Source organism: Metallosphaera cuprina Ar-4, assembly GCF_000204925.1.
Classification (GTDB): Archaea; Thermoproteota; Thermoprotei_A; order Sulfolobales; family Sulfolobaceae; genus Metallosphaera; species Metallosphaera cuprina.
In genome coordinates, this window is sequence record NC_015435.1 from 64,969 (window position 1) to 82,815 (window position 17,847).

The 17,847-nt window shown below is 38.3% G+C and carries 23 protein-coding genes; 9 read left to right on the forward strand and 14 right to left on the reverse strand.

Translation table 11 applies throughout. The annotated features are described in order from the left end of the window. Positions 1-3,672 carry a reverse gyrase gene (gene rgy / locus MCUP_RS00380; protein ID WP_013736684.1) on the forward strand — a complete coding sequence of 1,224 codons (3,672 nt, stop codon included), beginning with the start codon at positions 1-3 and terminating at the stop codon, positions 3,670-3,672. Positions 3,673-3,679: 7 nt separating this feature from the next. Next, positions 3,680-4,558 carry a carbon-nitrogen hydrolase family protein gene (locus MCUP_RS00385; RefSeq protein ID WP_013736685.1) on the forward strand — a complete coding sequence of 293 codons (879 nt, stop codon included), beginning with the start codon at positions 3,680-3,682 and terminating at the stop codon, positions 4,556-4,558. Here the strand turns inward: MCUP_RS00385 and MCUP_RS00390 are convergent. After that, the gene (locus MCUP_RS00390) at positions 4,543-4,866 is read right to left on the reverse strand and encodes a 30S ribosomal protein S25e (RefSeq protein WP_013736686.1); all 324 of its coding nucleotides are present in this window, start codon (positions 4,864-4,866) and stop codon (positions 4,543-4,545) included. The genes MCUP_RS00385 and MCUP_RS00390 overlap by 16 nt on opposite strands. Positions 4,867-4,912: 46 nt before the next feature. On the opposite strand from MCUP_RS00390, the gene MCUP_RS00395 reads away from it, so the two are divergent. From MCUP_RS00395 to MCUP_RS00415, 5 genes are all read left to right on the forward strand, one after another. Further along, positions 4,913-5,659 carry a TrmB family transcriptional regulator gene (locus MCUP_RS00395; RefSeq protein ID WP_013736687.1) on the forward strand — a complete coding sequence of 249 codons (747 nt, stop codon included), beginning with the start codon at positions 4,913-4,915 and terminating at the stop codon, positions 5,657-5,659. A gap of 37 nt (positions 5,660-5,696) precedes the next feature. Continuing rightward, positions 5,697-5,843: a ribbon-helix-helix domain-containing protein gene (locus MCUP_RS00400; protein WP_012022157.1), complete on the forward strand. Its 147-nt coding sequence runs from the start codon at positions 5,697-5,699 to the stop codon at positions 5,841-5,843. A gap of 77 nt (positions 5,844-5,920) precedes the next feature. Beyond that, on the forward strand, positions 5,921-6,718 hold the full coding sequence (locus MCUP_RS00405; protein WP_013736688.1) for a tRNA (adenine-N1)-methyltransferase: 798 nt from the start codon (positions 5,921-5,923) through the stop codon (positions 6,716-6,718). 7 nt (positions 6,719-6,725) lie between these two features. Then, the gene (locus tag MCUP_RS00410) at positions 6,726-7,058 is read left to right on the forward strand and encodes a hypothetical protein (protein ID WP_013736689.1); all 333 of its coding nucleotides are present in this window, start codon (positions 6,726-6,728) and stop codon (positions 7,056-7,058) included. Then, positions 7,055-8,026, forward strand: a complete 972-nt coding sequence (locus tag MCUP_RS00415; RefSeq protein ID WP_013736690.1) for a V0D/AC39 family V-type ATPase subunit — start codon at positions 7,055-7,057, stop codon at positions 8,024-8,026. The genes MCUP_RS00410 and MCUP_RS00415 overlap by 4 nt, the downstream gene beginning before the upstream one ends. Here the strand turns inward: MCUP_RS00415 and ubp are convergent. Further along, positions 7,982-8,335 (reverse strand): UBP family nucleoid-associated protein, encoded by a 354-nt coding sequence (gene ubp / locus MCUP_RS00420; protein WP_013736691.1) that lies wholly within the window; start codon positions 8,333-8,335, stop codon positions 7,982-7,984. The genes MCUP_RS00415 and ubp overlap by 45 nt on opposite strands. A gap of 57 nt (positions 8,336-8,392) precedes the next feature. Between ubp and MCUP_RS00425 the strand changes: the two genes are divergently transcribed. Continuing rightward, positions 8,393-9,361: an aldo/keto reductase gene (locus MCUP_RS00425; RefSeq protein ID WP_048057344.1), complete on the forward strand. Its 969-nt coding sequence runs from the start codon at positions 8,393-8,395 to the stop codon at positions 9,359-9,361. Positions 9,362-9,371: 10 nt separating this feature from the next. Here the strand turns inward: MCUP_RS00425 and MCUP_RS00430 are convergent, their stop codons facing one another. From MCUP_RS00430 to MCUP_RS00455, 6 genes are read right to left on the reverse strand one after another with little or no spacing between them, the layout of a single operon-like run. Beyond that, positions 9,372-9,926, reverse strand: coding sequence for an XTP/dITP diphosphatase (locus MCUP_RS00430; protein ID WP_013736693.1), 555 nt, complete (start codon positions 9,924-9,926; stop codon positions 9,372-9,374). Continuing rightward, positions 9,898-10,539, reverse strand: a complete 642-nt coding sequence (locus tag MCUP_RS00435; RefSeq protein ID WP_048057345.1) for a Kae1-associated kinase Bud32 — start codon at positions 10,537-10,539, stop codon at positions 9,898-9,900. The genes MCUP_RS00430 and MCUP_RS00435 overlap by 29 nt, the downstream gene beginning before the upstream one ends. Beyond that, entirely contained in the window at positions 10,527-11,522 is a 996-nt protein-coding gene (gene kae1, locus MCUP_RS00440; protein WP_013736695.1) for a KEOPS complex N(6)-L-threonylcarbamoyladenine synthase Kae1, read from the reverse strand. Before kae1 ends, MCUP_RS00435 begins: the two co-directional genes overlap by 13 nt. Then, positions 11,519-11,707, reverse strand: a complete 189-nt coding sequence (locus MCUP_RS00445) for a 30S ribosomal protein S27ae (RefSeq protein WP_048057346.1) — start codon at positions 11,705-11,707, stop codon at positions 11,519-11,521. Before MCUP_RS00445 ends, kae1 begins: the two co-directional genes overlap by 4 nt. Continuing rightward, entirely contained in the window at positions 11,700-12,044 is a 345-nt protein-coding gene (locus MCUP_RS00450) for a 30S ribosomal protein S24e (protein ID WP_013736696.1), read from the reverse strand. Before MCUP_RS00450 ends, MCUP_RS00445 begins: the two co-directional genes overlap by 8 nt. Before the next feature lie 25 nt (positions 12,045-12,069). Further along, a complete protein-coding gene (locus MCUP_RS00455; RefSeq protein WP_013736697.1) occupies positions 12,070-12,867 on the reverse strand; it encodes a sulfide-dependent adenosine diphosphate thiazole synthase in 798 nt (265 codons plus the stop codon). Positions 12,868-13,097: 230 nt separating this feature from the next. Between MCUP_RS00455 and MCUP_RS00460 the strand changes: the two genes are divergently transcribed. Continuing rightward, positions 13,098-13,706: a UbiX family flavin prenyltransferase gene (locus tag MCUP_RS00460; protein ID WP_013736698.1), complete on the forward strand. Its 609-nt coding sequence runs from the start codon at positions 13,098-13,100 to the stop codon at positions 13,704-13,706. Here MCUP_RS00460 and MCUP_RS00465 read toward each other — a convergent pair. From MCUP_RS00465 to glyS, 6 genes are all read right to left on the reverse strand, one after another. Continuing rightward, on the reverse strand, positions 13,699-14,055 hold the full coding sequence (locus tag MCUP_RS00465; protein ID WP_373419062.1) for a hypothetical protein: 357 nt from the start codon (positions 14,053-14,055) through the stop codon (positions 13,699-13,701). The two genes, MCUP_RS00460 and MCUP_RS00465, sit on opposite strands and share 8 nt — an antisense overlap. Before the next feature lie 94 nt (positions 14,056-14,149). Then, a complete protein-coding gene (gene endA, locus MCUP_RS00470) occupies positions 14,150-14,698 on the reverse strand; it encodes a tRNA-intron lyase (RefSeq protein ID WP_013736700.1) in 549 nt (182 codons plus the stop codon). Next, on the reverse strand, positions 14,698-15,333 hold the full coding sequence (locus MCUP_RS00475; RefSeq protein WP_013736701.1) for a hypothetical protein: 636 nt from the start codon (positions 15,331-15,333) through the stop codon (positions 14,698-14,700). The genes endA and MCUP_RS00475 overlap by 1 nt, the downstream gene beginning before the upstream one ends. A 23-nt stretch (positions 15,334-15,356) precedes the next feature. Next, a complete protein-coding gene (locus tag MCUP_RS00480; RefSeq protein ID WP_013736702.1) occupies positions 15,357-15,758 on the reverse strand; it encodes a hypothetical protein in 402 nt (133 codons plus the stop codon). Then, positions 15,758-16,105 (reverse strand): hypothetical protein, encoded by a 348-nt coding sequence (locus tag MCUP_RS00485; protein WP_013736703.1) that lies wholly within the window; start codon positions 16,103-16,105, stop codon positions 15,758-15,760. The genes MCUP_RS00480 and MCUP_RS00485 overlap by 1 nt, the downstream gene beginning before the upstream one ends. Beyond that, complete coding sequence (gene glyS, locus MCUP_RS00490) at positions 16,102-17,817, reverse strand: glycine--tRNA ligase (protein ID WP_013736704.1); 1,716 nt, start codon at positions 17,815-17,817, stop codon at positions 16,102-16,104. The genes MCUP_RS00485 and glyS overlap by 4 nt, the downstream gene beginning before the upstream one ends. Positions 17,818-17,847: the final 30 nt, after the last annotated feature.

Sequence of the window (17,847 nt, forward strand, 5' to 3'; positions counted from 1 at the left end):
ATGAATGTTAGTGATGACATACCTAACATAGTTTACATTCAATCATGCCCTAACTGTGGGTCTAACATCACGTCACTTAGATTAGTTCAGGGTTTGACATGTGAGAATTGTCTTGCTGATGGTAAAATCAAAATAAACGAATTAAGTGAACTTATTAGTATACTTGAAGAGCAAAATAAAATAAGATTATTACAAAATGAAAAAAATATTCTGAATGAGGAAAAAAATGTAGTACAGTTATTTAGGAAAGTTGTAGGAACAGGACCAATAGGTCCACAGAGGTCTTGGATAATAAGAGCCCTTAGAGGAGAAAGTTTCGCTATAGTAGCGCCTCCTGGTCTAGGTAAGACTACTTTCGGAATTATTATGTCTTTGTACTTTGCCTCAAAGTCTCAAAAATCGTTGATGATGTTTCCCACAAAGACATTAGTCTCTCAGGTAGTTCAGAAAATACAAGAGATGAGTAAACTTTTAGATCAGCCACCAAGAGTCCTTTACTATAGTAGCGGGATTACTAGGTCAAAGAAGGCTGAGTTTAATAAGTCGCTCAATGAGAGAGACTTTGATGTTTTGATTTCTACATCAAGATACGTCATGGAAAATCTAGACGAATTGAATAAAATAAAATATAGGTATCTCTTTATTGATGACGTTGACGCAGTACTGAAGTCGAGTAAGAGTTCTATCACCATCCTCAAGTTAATGGGATTCAACGATGATAACATAGGCAAGGCTAGAGAGCTGCTAAGGTTATCTAGAGACGATAAGTCCTCGTTTGAAGAAATAAGGAAGATAAGAAAAAAGTTCATGGGAGAAAGGATTACAATATTCTCCTCAGCAACTATAACTAAGAGCAATCCAGTTTTTACATCTCTAGTCGGTTTTAAGCCAGGAAGTGCTACAATATACCTAAGAAATGTTATTGATTCATTTGTAGTCGAAGAAAATCCTGTTATTCAGGTTAATCAAATAGTAAATAAGCTAGGACCGGGCGGACTTATTTTTGTCCCAATTGACAGGGGACTTAAGTACGCTCACGAGATCGAGAAAGGGATAGAAGGGTTAAACGTCTCAGTTTTATCATCAAATAGCACGAAGAAACTAGAAGAGTTCGAAAACGGCTCACTAGACATACTTATAGGAGTAGCGACACATTACGGCCTGTTAGTGAGAGGGATTGACATTCCGTGGAGGGTTAGATACACGTTATTTGCTGGTATTCCAAAGTTTAGATTCAAACTTGGAGAAACGATGCATCCTCTAGCAATGTTAAGGATACTTACAATATTATCTGTAATCTTAAAGGATCCTAACGTAACAAACACGCTTAAGATTGTTAAGTATAAATTGAGAAAGATATCAACCGCAGCCTTAGCAATGTTAGCCAAATCTGTTAAGGAAGGTGATCTAGAGGATAGGAATCTAATTAAAGCATATGAAATAGTAAATTATTATTTAAAGCAAAAGAACGTTATAGAACAAATATCTCGATTCGGAGATGTATCTGTAAATGGAGATTACATTTCTATGCCAGACTATCTAACTTATATACAAGCTAGTGGGCGCGCATCTAGGCTATATGGAGGCCATCTTACGACAGGACTATCAGTATTATTGGTAGACGATACTACCCTCTTTGAACTTTTAAAAAAGAGGCTATCCTTTATTCTTGAAAATCTATCATGGAGTCCCTTTGATATAGAGAACGAGACGGTAGGAGGAATCGGCTTAAAAGATATAATAAAAAAGATCGATTCTGAAAGATCTGAAATAATGAGAAAAAGGGAAATGGGTACAATTTCTCAGTCATTAGGCAGGATAAAATCCGTTCTTCTAATAGTAGAATCTCCCAACAAGGCAAAGACTATATCAAATTTTTTCTCACGACCAAGTATTAGGGAATTTGAAGGACTTAGAGTATATGAAACAGTAATGGGAGATAAAATATTAATGATAACTGCCAGTGAGGGTCACGTATATGACCTGACAACGAAGGAGATAGGAATTTATGGAGTAGAAGTTCACAGCGGGGACGATTCACACATAGATGCCATTCCCTTTTATAATACTATAAAGAAATGTGAAAATGGACATCAGTTTACAGAGTATGGAGAAGGTTGCATTTGTCCTATATGCGGTTCTAAAAATATCAGAGACAAGCAGCGATCCATAAGTGCGTTAAGAGAACTTGCCATGGAAGTTGACGAAGTCCTCATAGGCTCTGACCCTGACGTAGAAGGGGAGAAAATAGCTTGGGATTTGTACTTAAACTTGAGACCTTTCAACAATAGAATATACAGGGCTGAATTTCACGAGATAACTAGGAGAGCTATAACCGAGTCTATTAACTCACCAAGGAATTTCTCTGTTCCAATGTTGCGTTCTCAATTGGTCAGAAGGATTGAGGATAGATGGATAGGGTTCAAACTGACCAGTAAGTTGAAAGAAGAGTTCTGGAGAAAATATTGCACCGAATTTACGTCAAGGAACGATTGCGAAGCAGGTAACAGGAATTTGAGTGCAGGTAGAGTTCAGACACCAGTACTAGGATGGATAAAGAACAGATATGAGGAATATAAAAGCACGAAAAAGAAGGTTTACGTGGCTAGGTTTAACGGTTTTAGCGTATTAGTACCTGTGCAGCCTGGAATAAGGAAGAACACTAAGGTAAAGATCATTATAGAGGACCTTCAAAGGAAGCAAGAAACTATAGGACCTTTTCCAGCTTATACCACGGATACTTACCTAGCCGACGCCTCAACGTTTTACTTGATTCCTACCCAAGAGTCAATGAGAGTAGCCCAGGATCTGTTTGAGAGCGGTCTCATAACATATCATAGGACTGATAGTACCAGGATCTCAAACGTGGGTATAAACGTCGCTGAAACTTTTCTTAAAGACATGATAGGGGAAAAATATAAGGAAATATTCGTGCCTAGAAGCTGGGGAGAAGGTGGCGCGCACGAAGCAATTAGACCTACAAGACCGCTTAACGCTGAGCAGTTAAGGGTAATGATAGAGCAGGGAGAGATAGAACCTTCTAAGAGACTGACGTTCAATCATTATAGGTTATACGATATGATATTTAGGAGATTTCTATCGAGCCAACTCGTTCCACTCGTTGTTGAAAAAGAAGTGGTAAAGATATCATGTAAGAAGGGAGAAACTACATTGTCTCTTGACAGTAATGTAGTAGAACAAGTTGTAAAGGTAAGCCTTCAAAAAGACGTAGGGTTACCATCTGATAATTTATACATTCCTTTCAGATCAGTATCCACCTCGTTAGACAAGGTAGTTAGAGGAACTCTGCCCTTTGAGCTTGAAGCTACTTTAACTAATTCATTTATTAAAAGCAATAGTCTCCTATTTACTCAGGGGGAACTGGTTTCTGAAATGAAAAATAAGGGAATTGGAAGACCAAGCACTTATTCCTCTATCATTTCCACCCTCCTGAGAAGAGGTTATGTGTTTGAAAGCATGAAATCTAAGAGGCTGATTCCAACAAGACTAGGAGAGGAAGTATATAAATTCCTTAGCTATAAGTATGGAAAATTCGTTTCTGAGGATAGAACCAAGGATCTTCTGAAACGTATGGACGATATAGAAGAAGGGAAAGGAGACTATAGGCAAGTATTAAAGGAATTATACAACGAAATAAAAGGCATAAGGTGAAATATTAATGCTGATCTCGCTTACTCACCTGAAATTGAAGGAGATGTCAAAAAAGCATAACGTAGAGAAAGCTAAGAAATTGGTTAAGACAGCTAAAGAAAGGGGGGCAAAGCTAGTTATACTACCTTCACTTTTTCCTGTTGGTAATGGTTTTGAGGTATATGATAATGAGAAGAAAATGAGAAGTATGGTTAGAAATTTGGCAGAGAAGATACCTGGAAATACGTCAGAGATAGTCATAAAACTGGCAATGGATGGACAGGTCCACGTTATAGCAGGGCCTCTATTAGAGCAGGCGGGTCCCAAAGTTTTCTTGACAACTTTAGTGATTTCCCCAGATGGAGAGATAATAGGGAAGTACAGGAAGGTTGCCTCCTCTGAAAAAGATATCAGACTCGGTATCTCAAATGGTAAAGAACCCATGCATGTACTACTTGACAGGAAATACGGTCTGATAGCCGAGGACGATCTCATGTCTCCTGAGATTAACAGGCTTCTTTATTTTGCAGGGTCGCAAGCAGTTATAGGTACTATGAAGGCTTATGGTAAGAGGCAAGATTTCATCAAATATGTAGCAATAGCCAGGACGGTTGAGAATGAAATGCCATATTTGATGAACGGTGAGATAATAGAGAGCGAAGACGGGGATATAGTCGGTTATTCTCCCACATTTATAACAACTCCTGACTCCCTTATATACAAGGAAGCCAATGAGGAAGATACGATCCTGCTAGTTGAGAGTTCTATGATTTCTGCCTCTCACGACAATTTAGTAGCAAGGGCTAATGATTTAGAGTCGATTTTAACAGGACTGTGTAAAAGCGTAAAAAGAACGAAATCTAACATAAATGGAGATCAAACCCGCAAGAATTATACAGCCACATAGACAGCGGTTCTTCTATTTCTATATGCTTCTTTAATAGTTCCCTGTGCGCTTAGGTCTTTGAGGATCCTTTTAGCAACGCTAAGAGTTATGTTTGACTTTGTAGCTAGAGTGTACGGAGTAATGATTTTTTCTTTCTTTATCTCATCCTGTACTCTCTTTACCATTTCATCAGATATAGTTATGTTCTTTGATATTATCTCGTTACCTGTTTTACTTGTCTTTTTCTTCTCCTTCTTTTGTTGAGTCTCTGCTTCTTTTTTAAGCCTCTTTTCAATGTTACTAATAGGTTTCTTTGAAGCTCCACCCATTCTTTTCACCTATTTCCTTTAATTAGACTTAGGGATAATAATCTTTATGAGTAGAGACCTAGTAGACGATATCTTAGGAAGAGTAAGTAAGTTCGCTTCTATATTAGGAATATCTAGAAGTGAACTTAAAATATATTCTACACTTCTTCTAGATGGCCGTAGCAACGCGAGGGATTTATCAAGAAAGTTAAACATCTCCTATACAAAGATTTATTCGATCCTGAATAAATTGGAAGATAGAGGATGGATTAGGAAGATAGGTAAGAGACCAGTTACCTACGAGGCAGTATCATTGAGAGATCTATGGTCAAATATAAAAAGGATTCTAGAGTTGAAAGTTAATGAATTTGAAAAGGAATTTATTGAACCTCTCTCTTCTATGATAGATTCTACTTCAGCTTACACCGTTGTTGTTGTCCCTCCTGCCGGTTTGAAGAAAACGTTAATAGACGTGCTAAACGAGCCTAGTAACAGATATTTAATTGCTATCTCTTTCTCAGAACTGATTGATGAGGAGGTGTACCAATTAATTAACACTAAATCCTTTAATTCAGAGGTTAGACTGATTTTGCAGAAAGGGATAAGACTACCTGAGAAATCATCAATAGAAATTAGAATATTGGACAATATGTTCGGAAGCGGTGTAGTTACCTCCTCTTCCGTTATGTTGGTAATTCGATCCCATGATAACTTATCTAGCATTATATCTAATCACAGATACCTTGTCGATATAGCTCAGGTATATTTTGCTCACTTGTGGGATCAAGCCATTCCTATAAGCACAAATCCTTAAAAGAAAAGGCAAAGGTATCATCTATATTGAGGTAAAGATGAAAATAATAACCGTTAAACTTCCTGAACAGTTCCTAGAAGCTATGGATGAGCTAGTAAACACAGGGAGATATGAAACTAGAAGTGAGGTAATAAGGGCAGCTATTGGTGATTTTATAAGAAAGGAGTTATGGATTAAAGATTAGTGATGAAGGCTGGTATTAATGAACTGTGAATTGAGACACCAATTCTGATAAGGTAAGATTTTTTACGTAAAGGCTTTATGTTAGTTAACGTGACCATAAAAGAAGGAGACTTAGTTGTAGTTTGGATCGACCCAAAGAGGGTGTACTTGGTAAGGTTAGAAAGGGGCAGGAGGCTAGATACAGACAAGGGATTCATTTTGTTTGATGATATAATTGGAAAAGAGTACGGAGTCTCGATTAAGTTGATCAAAGGTAACGCTTATATAATGTATCCGACCATTGATTACATCTATAATGGTTTACATAGGCCTTCTCAAGTTCTTTACCCAAAGGACATAGGATATATGATCTTTAAATCCGGAATTAAGCCCGGAGACGTTGTAGTGGAGGCAGGGACGGGATCAGGGTTTCTTACCATTATACTCTCTAACTTTTTAGGCGAGAACGGAAGAGTGATAACCTACGATCTTAGAGAGGATATGCAAGAGAGAGCTAGAAAGAACCTAGAGACTTTAGGGTTATCTAAGAGGGTGACATTCAAAATAGGTGATGTGAGAAATAGGATAGATGAAACTGGTGTGGACTCTATATTTTTAGACATGCCAGATCCTTGGTTGGCCACAGCTAACGCGTATGAGGCCCTTAAGCCATCTGGTAGCTTAATTGTGTTCGTTCCTACGGTTAACCAGGTAGAGAAAGCTTTCACATCACTTAGGAAAAACGGATTCGTTGACGTAGAGGCAGTAGAGCTTCTTGTTAGGGAGTATCAAATAAAGGATGGAGCAACTAGACCTAAAAGCATAGGTGTTATGCATACAGGTTACATCATTTCAGGTAGAAAATCAATAAAAGGAAGTTCTGAAATAGTTGAGTGATTATAATATGAGCGAGGCTAGACTCAGTATCTTAGCTAAAGCATTGGTTGAGTTCGAAGAGGACATTAAGAAAATAAAAAGAGACACGTCTGATAACGCCAAGTCTATAATCCTAAAGGCGCAAAGCCTTACTGCAGAACTAGAGACCGTGGCTGAATCCACATTAAATGAGGCTGAGAAATCCATTGAGAACGAAAAGTCATCAATTATAAATTCCCTAAGGAAGAAATATAACGAGGATAAGGAGTCCATTTTGAAACAGATCAAACAACGCGCGGAGAGCAATCTCGATGTAGCTATCCAAGAGGTTTTAAAGGCGTTAGAGGGGGCTTATAAGTGAGCTCTACAGCTGCCTATATTACCTCAGTATCAAGGCTTTTCAAATCCACAACTTTGACTAAAGGCACGCTGAACGAGTTGCTCTCCTCTAAGGATTGGAAGGAGCTTTTAAGTATACTAAAAGAAAAGGGAATATTGGAAGAAAACCTTGACAGCGTGGAGAAGGCAGAGATAGTATTAAGGAAAAAAGCGTTGGCTAGGCTTCAGGAGTTATACAATCTTTCAAATTCAGTCAAACTAGCAAGAGATATAGTTTTAGGTTACATTTATCAACAAACATTAGACGAATTTACATATCTAGTGTCATTAGTTTGGAATAAGATAAAGGGCGACACCTCCAAGCTATTATATTTACAAGGAAAGGTAGATCAGATACCATCAAGTATGGAAGAGTTAAACTCTATACTTCAAGGAACCATACACGGCCAAGCTCTATCCTTTGCCGTGTCTAAAGGGCCTAAAGATTTATCTCAATTAAACTCACTTTTGGACTACTTTTTCATATATTACATGAACTCACTTACAGAGGGATTGAAGGGTGAATGGAAAGTATCTGCCAATTCAATCCTTTGCGAATATAAGGATTATTACTCTGCGAGTATCGCAATTAGGCAAAAATTAAATCTAGGAATAAGATGTCGCCTTAACGAGGACGACATTAGAGATCTATCTTCTTCCAAATCTTCAGAAGAAATTACAAATATATTGAGAAGAACAGTTTATTCTAGAAACTTAGATCTGTCTTCAATATACTCAGCGTTGGCCTCTTTTCACACCCTGGCTAGGAGTGCTTCGCGCGTAGGTGCGTTGAGTGTGTTCATGGGATCGCCGTTTAATCCAATAGTGGCAATGGGAGTGTCACAGCTCATTAGATTAGATACGGAAGATCTGATTATGTTGTTGAACGGTACTAAACTTGGATATCTACCTGAAAGGTTGAAGGGCTATATGTCCTTTCAGCTGATTTAAAATTGAGTCATCAAATACGTACCCAGATTCCTCTTTTACAATAGTAGTATCAGGTATATAAGGAGGGTCAGGAAGCAGCATCAAGGGTTTTGCTCTACCTAGATATATCCATTTTAACTTACCATTTATTTTCTCCAATTTATACCAGTATTTTCCAATATAAATATATCTTTTCTGTTTTTTATAAACTACATGAAATGGCTTGAGGTAAATACCGTGTTCCTTTATCCTCGTATTATATTCGTATACTAGAGATTTTAATATAGACAAAACGTTACTAAATTCCTTTTCATTCATTCTAACTAGCATGGAAATAAAGCACATTTTATAAAGATAAAATTCTACTATCTATGTCGATGGTATGACATGTTATTTAGAGATTTTGGTCGTACTGGAATCAAAGTGTCACAGTTAGGAATAGGCATGTGGAGTTTAGTTACAGATTGGTGGGGTAGACCAGACAAGGCTAGAGATATTATCAAGGCGGCTATTGATTTGGATATAAATTTCTTTGACACCGCTGATATGTATGGTAATGGAAAGGCTGAGGAAATACTTGGTGATTCTGTAAAAACGAAAAGGGATAAGGTTATAATCCTAACCAAGATAGGATATGACTTTTATACCTCACCTGAGAGACCTAAACAAAGATATGATATAGAATATTTAAATATGACAGTAAAAAAATCATTAAAGAGACTTCAAACAGATTATATTGATATTTTAATGCTACATAATCCTAAATTGAAGGATATATCTAACAAGGACTTGCTGGAATTTATGAAGTCGCTCAAGTCAGATGGAATTGCTAGAGTTATTGGTGTAGCATTAGGTCCAACTCTGGGCTGGGAGAACGAAGGTCTAAAGGCTATAGAGGTCGGATATGAGAGCCTTGAACATATCTTCAATATTATCGAGCTCTATCCAGGGATGAGACTACTAAAACATAACATAGGTCACGTGGTGAGGGTTCCTCATTCCTCAGACGTATTGAATGATTCCAAGTGGCCACTAAGATATGATCCAAAGCTTCACAGACGCTTCAAAACTCAGGTGTGGATAGATAAGGCTGTTGAAAGGACTCTGGATCTTAGGAACTTCGCTTTAAGTAGGGGTTTAAAGCTAAACGAGCTTGCCCTAGCCTTCGTTTGGTCCTTCGAAAATGTATCTACAGTGGTTCCAAATATAACTACCATTGAGGAATTAAGGGAAAGTGAGAAATCTACTCGAGTTATTCTAAATGAGGATGACGTCGAATACATTATACAATATTATGAGAAAAATTATAAGGAACTAAATGAGGAAAGTATTAAAGAAACAGAGATTTATAAATGAAATAAATTTATCATATCTTTTCATAGAATCTCAAAAACTCTCTAAATGCTTGGCTCCTATGAGAGATGAGGTTCTTTTCCTTCAAGTCCATTTGTGCGAATGAGATATTGTAACCGTTTGGTATAAATATTGGGTCAAATCCAAATCCTTTATCGCCTTCCGCCTTATCTCCTATGTGTCCATTTATTTCTCCTTTAAATAGCTCTAGCCTCTCTACATCGATATACCCGATAACTGATCTAAAGATGGCTCTTCTATTTTCAATTCCGTTCATGAGTTTCAGGATACCTTCGTTATCTAGTGTTCTTTTTACATAATTAGTATAGGGACCTGGAAATCCATTCAACGCTTCTATAAATAAACCACTATCTTCAACTATAAGTGGGAATCTGAACAAGGAGAAAAAGGTAACCGCCGAGTACCTAACTATCTCCTCTAGGCTATCAGCTTGAATTTCAAGCTTAGGCGAATCTATCCTAACTAAACGAACTTTATGTCCAGACAGATCCTTTAGTTCGGCAAATTTGTGTTCGTTACTAGTTACGACTCTTACTTCTCCTTTCATCTACGTATCTACCCCTCAGCCTTATCTCTTCTACTTTTTTTAATACTTCATCTCGCATTTTTGTAGCTTCATCGTATCCCTCTAGAAATAGAGAAAACGCATTATCTCTGATTTGCACGTGTACACTTTCTAGGGATCTAAGGAAGACATGTATCTCAGTTGCTATATCTTCCAAATCCCTTGACCTCTTCGAGAGTCCAAAATCGATAAAAAAAACCTCCCCGTCATGAAGTATCAAGTTATTTGTGGTTAGATCTCCGTGGATAATGCCGTTAAGGTGCATCTTTCCTGTCATAAATCCAATCTCCTTAAAAATATCTAAGCTGCCTCTTTCGGCAATTTCCTTAACTGTTGGACCTTCAAGATACTCCATGACTATTGTAAAAGAATCAGGATTTACGTAAAGAATAGCTGGTGTGTTGACTCCTGAGGACAACGCCGCAAACATGACCTTAGCTTCTGACGCTGTTCTCTCTCTATTGATTTTCCTATCTAGGTCAGGATTACGATAAGGTTTAGAAATTCTAACCTTATATACAGATTTTATACCTTGAAATCTTCCGTAATATACTAGCGACTCCGATCCTTTCTTAATCAATTTCAACTTCTCCACGGTATATCTACCTCATCAATTCTCCATCTAGGCCTTATGGTAGATTCTGAAATGTCTATAGAAACTCCATGCTTGAATCCAAGAAGCCCTGCATAAGCAATCATAGCTCCGTTATCACCAGAGTAAGAACTAGGTACTACCTTGAGATCAAGGTTCCAGTCCTTAGCTAACTGGATTAGTTTGTCTCTAAGACTTCCACTTGCTGCCACACCGCCAACTATCATTATCTCGCTTTTTTCAGTAAGTGCTACAGCTCGCTCTGTGGCTTCTAATAACATATCAAAGGCTATCTCTCTCAGGCTGAAACAGACGTCATGAATATCGTTTCTCCTCGCAGCTCTAAGAGCAGCTGTCAAAAGTCCCGAATAAGACATGTCCTCTCCCTTCACGACATAGGGAAGGTTAATTAACCTAGACCCTTTTTCGGCACATATATCTATTTTGTGCTTTCCGTTCACTATATATGGTGGCGCAAGTCCTATCTCTCTTACGAAAGTATCCATCATGTTCCCTAATGCTATATCTAACGTCTCTCCAAATATACGAAATCTTCCTTTGTAAAATGTAGAAATGATGGTATTACCTCCTGATAAGTATAAGATTAGAGGATCCCTGGCATCAGTAGTTAGATATCCTATTTCTATATGTCCTATACCGTGATTTACTGGAACTAGATTTTTCTTAAATTTTAATGCCAAGGCTCTGGCTACAACTGCTCCAACTCTGAGAGTCGGTCCCATACCTGGCCCCAGAGCTATTGCAATGGCGCTTATCTCGTCCATTGATGTGTTTGCCGCTTTTAATGCGTTCTTTAGTATAACGTGAGCAGTTAAAGAGTGATGTCTAGCTGCTTCACTAGGTTTCATCCCACCGCTCTGTGGAACAAAGGTATCCCTTTCATTAGCTAAAATGTATGGAGGTTTGTCCTGCGCGATACCAACTCCGAAAGTGTGAGCTGTAGACTCTATACCCAAAACTTTCATGATCTTGATTTACCTGCCAAGAACTCTGTATATTCACATTTACCGCAGGCCCATCTCTCTTTTGGTTTCATGTGGTGTGCCATTACACTCCCACAACGGGGACATTTCTTGTTTTTTAACTTTATCTTGTTATCAGTTATCTCATAGTAGAGTCTACTGCTGGCTTTTTCCGATCCTTTAGCCATTTGAATCACCTTTCTGCACGTTAGCTTTTGTGCCCCTATTTATTAGATGTGAAGGCTCGAATTCCTCTAATGTTTCCTTACTCTCGTACACATGAACTCTAGCCTCACTTATTCCAGCACCGTATCCAGTGTTAATTTCTCTAACTACAACAAGCTCATCTCTTGCTCCCATGAAGTTAGATATAGCGTTTTTTAGATCGGCCCTTGAGGGGGTAGGGCTCCCTATGTGGTAAATCTTTAATCTAATCTCTCTTCTGCCAATTACCTTGTTATCTGCTATACTTTCAACTAGCGCTTCGGCCTTTTCAGATACCTTAATTTGTTGCGATTGAGACATCTCTCCTCACTCTTATTGGATGGTTTTAAGTGTTGTGGATTTTTACGTTAAGCTTGGCTATTATATCTTCCGCAACCCTTTTACCTGAGAGTATCATTGCACCAAATATAGGTCCCATTCTCGGTAACGCTTTGATCTCAGTAACCGCCATACCTGTAGCATACAATCCAGGAGCAACTTCTCCTGTTTGTTCCACTGTAAGTTGTTCAGCTATTTCACTGTAGGCCGACTTTTCTCCCGGAATAGCTATCCCTAATTCCGGTAATTTCCTTGAGGCTACTGAAATTACTTCAGCGTCGTGTCCTGTAGCGTCCACAACAGCTCTAGCCGATATAAAAAGCGGATCTACATGTAAAGCAGCCATCTGAGTTGCTGTCCATTCTACTGCTACGCCTGTTACACGTAGCGGATTCTCCCTAAAAATAACATCGTCCACAGTGACTCCGTGGATTATCTTCGCTCCAGCATCTATGGCTGCAGTAGCCAATTTTGCCATCAACTCAGCGCTATCTACAGCGTAAACCCCTTCCTCAAACTTATGAAGCCTAACTCCTATCCCCCTTAGGATCTCATCTGCAGGACTCTCAATGATTATCTTATGGAACAGCATAGCGCCTCCACCTATACCTCCTCCAAAACTAAGTCTTCTTTCAAACACAGTGGTTTTAAGACCAGACTTAGCAAGGTAGTAGGCTGCAGAGAGACCAGAAGGACCTGCGCCCACAATCACAACGTCATTTACTGAAAAGTCCATCCAATCTTCGAACGTTGCTCTGAGGATATACCTTGTTATTTTCGTCTCATCTACCTGTTTTACGTTCATAATATCATCAACATTTAACCGACTTATAAGCTAGATTATATATTAAAAAACGACAACAATGGATATTAAATTCCATGAGAATATAGCTCTATGCCTTTAGAGTTAAACGTGAATAGTAGAGCTTTAAGATGTGATGTATGTGGAGTGGTTATAAAGTCAAGACCAATAGTGGTTAAAACATGTTGTAATAACAAGCCGTGGACTTTTTGTAGTAATAGGTGTTACTCTTTATGGATGAAGGATTGGCTGAGAAAACAGGAACAGACCAGATCAAGGGGGAAGTTATAGTTGGTATAACAGGTGCTAGTGGGATCATATATGGTATCTCTATGGTAAACAGTCTTAACTCGCTAGGTTTTCGCCCAATCGTTATCATAAGCAAAGGCGCAGTGAAGGTAGCAAGGGAGGAACAGGGTATAGACTTAAACCAAACCGTAGCGGGAATAGCGAGATATGTATATAATGAGAAAGACATCGACGCTCCTCCTTCTAGCTCAAGCAGACTAGTAAAAACCCTCGGTATGGCGATAATTCCTTGTAGCATAAGAACTTTGGCTCAAATAGCTTCAGGGATATCCTCTAATTTGATTACTAGAACTGCAATAAATATGCTCAGATTAAGAAGAAAACTCGTCCTCGTGATTAGAGAGACTCCTCTAGGGACGATCGAGCTTGAAAACGCTCTCAAGGTTTCAAGAGCAGGAGGAATAATTCTACCAGCCTCTCCAGGTTTTTACACTAGGCCTAAAACTTTGGACGATTTGATTAACTTTATCGTAGGAAAAACTTTAGATGCCTTGGAAATAGATCATGATATCTATAAAAGATGGTCTAAATAAGATCTAAATCTCTTTTACCAAATTTTTTAGATATTATCTCCTTGACCTTTTCATCTTCATAAAATTCGTCATGTTTCAGGTCCTTTTCAACATCTTCGCTTCCATTGTCTCGGTTTATTGCAAAGGCACACTTATTACCTGGAAGCAAGGCTCTCTTCTCACAGTAAGCGTATTGGCACTCTCCAGTAATACAAGTGTCACCAACCCATCTGCAGAATCCCACCTTCTGCGGGTTTCCTTTAACGTACCTGGTTTGTATCATTAACGCTCTTTTGTTACATCTAAAGTATGGGCACAGGTAATTGCACTTGTTTCCTAATGGAAGAGGTTTAGGCTCACCGTCACTAATTCTATTCCTAGAATCTCTAGGCTGGTTTCTCCTTTGAAAAGAATCGTCTCTCAAAGTAGCTGAACCCCCAAATTCTTTGACTGCTTATTAAATTTCACATCTTCACCCATTTAAACATTATGTACTTTATCTCGTTAAGGCGAGGGTTAACAATGGCTAAGACAAGTTTCTTTCTTGTGCTGTGAGATACTCTTCCATAACTCATCAACTCGTTCACCGAAATTTTTTCAGATCCGTCAAGGACCGAGATCACGAAAGGCGCATGTTCTATACCAGGTCCAAGAGTGTAAATAGCGAAATCTGCACCGAATTTTATTCCTGATCTAACAATAAATCCTCTCCTTTTCAGATCTTTATACACTAAATAAAGTGGTTTGAACTTAGCTATGATAGAGTTGGCATAGGATTCTATATCCTGGACGCTCATTACCTTTCCCAAATGTGAAACCTTCAAGATATCTTGTTCGGCTAGAAACAAACCTTCTAGAAGAGAAAGTTCTAAAGGCTTCGTAATGTCTTTTGTCGATCTAGGTTTAGCTATGCCTAAGGGTTTCCCATAAAACCCTAAATCGTAAATAGCTCTAGCCTCATTTACATCAAACACTACAATTTTATCTCCTAGTAATTCCCCTGAAAATTGCATTATAGCCTCCCAAAAGCTATATAAGTTATCGATGTGGCCGAGTCCCTAATCATATCCTCACTGTCTTCCAATCTATCTGCGATATCTTTCATTAGCATCACGTAAATAAGATCTTCATATTTTTTCTCAAAGAGTTTCAATTCCAAACTTCTGTATAAATCATCTACTTCCTCCTCTAACTTCATTATGTTTCGGGCAGATTCTACGGATTTCTGCGCGTTTATAGAGAGTAGCCTTAGAGACTCGACCAAATGCATCAATGAGGCCAGAAGTTTTTCTGCTATTATGGTAATCAACTTATACAACAACTCATCTATTTGTGTACCTCTAGAGATAAGCACACTTAATCTATAGGACGCAGCATCTAAGTTTTGAGAGATCTTCTCAAGTTTTGAGAGTATATCGATATATAGATCCTTGTCTTGTATACCTTCCTTTATTCTTATGATGTATTCTCCCAACATGAACTTGTCCGCTTCTACGCTATTTTTGATTCCATTGATTTTAGAGTAAACTTGCATTGGTGTAGCCACATCTCCTGATTTTATCAATTCATACAGAGTTCTTACTTGATCGATAACTTTAAGCGATATCTGCTGTAATCTCTCCTCAAGGTTAATATGTGCAATACTCATTATCTTGTCTATGAAATAATGGTTTAAAAACTAAGCTTGGAAGTCATAGCAATTAATTGTTCCAATTCTTTTAAATCCTCATCTATATTGAGGCTAGTTCCAATCCTGTTTAACATGCTTTCAATGTCTTTGAGTAGTTCAACCTCGTCAGAGAATCCAATCATATGCAAGTAACTCACTATGCCTATAGTTTCCTCCCTTACTTTCTCGTCTGTGAGCGTAGGAAAGTATTCTACTATAGTCTTCAATCCGGACAGTATCTCCTTCCTAGTTCTCCTAATTCTTTTTACTACCCTTGAACATCTTTCAAAATCGGGTTCATTTATAGCTATTATATTCTCCAATTGTGTTAGATTATTGGAGTGGTTCTCTATAACTTCCTCAAATCTTATCAACACATCCCTTATTTTCTGGTCAGCTTCCATTAGATGGCCCTCAAGGTTACAGTGCTATTGTCCTCTATTCCTAACTTTAACATATCCTCTGGGCTTGCCCAAACTTCAATCTCTGGAATGGTCTCTTGTGATATTGCCTTTAATCTTATCCTCTTTCCTTTTACTGAGATCTCTACTTCTCCCTTTATTTCCATTTCCTTTGTAAGCTTAGATGAGATAAGAAGTGATCCACCTTTCACTTCGGGTCTCTTCCTTATCTTAACCCTTTTCTCCTTCAGGACTCCTTTCTCTCTACCTTTTAGGGCTGACGCCGGAGGAATTATATTTACAAGAGATTTAATATCGGTTTTCTTTTCCTCCTCTGATTCAGGGTTCATCTTTTCGCCTCTCCTGATACCATACTAAAACCTTTATCACTAAATAACTTCTGAATAAACGTATTTAGATCTTGCGTTTTTATTCTGACTTGTTCCCAAGTATCTCTGTCTCTTACAGTTACAGTGTCATCCGATAAGCTTTGAGGATCCACAGTGATAGCGTAAGGAACACCTATTTCATCCACTCTAGCATATCGTTTACCTATACTGCCCGAATCGTCATAAAGTACCTCGAAATTGTCCTTTAGCATGTTATAGATCTTTTTGGCCTTAGCTGTGAGTTCCTCTCTATCCAGCAGAGGGAAAACTGCGACTTGATATGGTACTATATTTTTAGGTAAGGAAAGCACAACCCTATCCTTTTTTTCCTTATATGCCGAAAGAAGGCTCAAATAAAGGCACCTCTCCACGCCGAACGAAGGTTCTACAACGTGCGGATAGAATTTGATCCCATGCTCTTTTTCTTCTCTTTCTATTATTTGTATAAATTCACTTAATTTTCTATCCTTTATCTCGGCACCACTGTTTACTAGTAACTCTATCTGATCAGCGTTTTTCCCTGAGATAAGGCTCATAACTTCCTTCTGAAGCTCTGGGTTATTTTTTAGTTTGTCTTTATTAATCAGTATAGTCTTTCTTTTTACTACTCTTGGATTATCAAATTTTTTGAATACTGTAAGATCCTCGTTACTGAACTTAGAATGTCTACTAAGGTCATAGTTTCCTCTGTATGCATGACCAGATATCTCTACCTTCTCACCTAAAACTTCCACTATTTGGTCAAACGTCTGTGATGAGTAGTGAGCCCTTTCATATGGCAACTTTTCTTCAAAGTAAAAGTTCTCCTTTGCTATACCTATAGATTGAACGAACTTAGAAGCGGAGGCCATCCAAAATGCCATCCAGGGATTGACAACAAGCTTCTCATCAACCATTTCCTTTATCTTTATCCTACTAGGTCTCTCTCCCTTCTCCTTTGAGTTAGAAAAGAGGACATTTATCTCGTCATCGTAAAACTTCTCTAGCCAAGGTACGTCCTTATCTTCAGGATCTATAAAGAATTCCACTTCCATTATAGTGAATTCCCTCATCCTGACTAGACCTTGTCTTGGTGAAATCTCATTTCTGGCTACTTCCCCCACTTGAGCTATACCAAGAGGTAGCTTTTGTCTCGTAGTTTCATACACTCTCTTAAAGGCTGTAAACATACCTTGAGCGGTTTCTGGTCTCAGGTAACCTACGTTTCCTGAATAGGGGCCTATGTTAGTTGAAAATAGCAAATTGAAGTTTCTAACCTCACCTAAATCTCCTCCACAAGCTGGGCACTTTATACCCTTTTCTGAAATTAACGAAGTGAGATCCGATGGTTTGAGCCCCTCTACGACAACATGAACCGTTTCCTCTATCAAATGATCCGCCCTATAGATTTTGTGACATTTTGTGCACTCCACTATTGGATCAGTAAAGTTCTCTACATGTCCACTTGCTTCTAGAACCTTTGACGGTGTGATCATAGGTGTTTCTATTTCAACTACGAACTCACTATTTTCTTCAACGAATATCCTCCTCCACATTTGGACGATTTTGTTCCTTATTCTAGTTCCTATAGGGCCTATATCGTATAGCCCAGCCACTCCTCCATATATCTCATATGAGGGCCAGAATATCCCTCTCCTCTTTGCTAATTCGATCACTTTCTCAGAATCTGGCATGAGAGCCTTTGATGTAGCCGAGTTTATAAA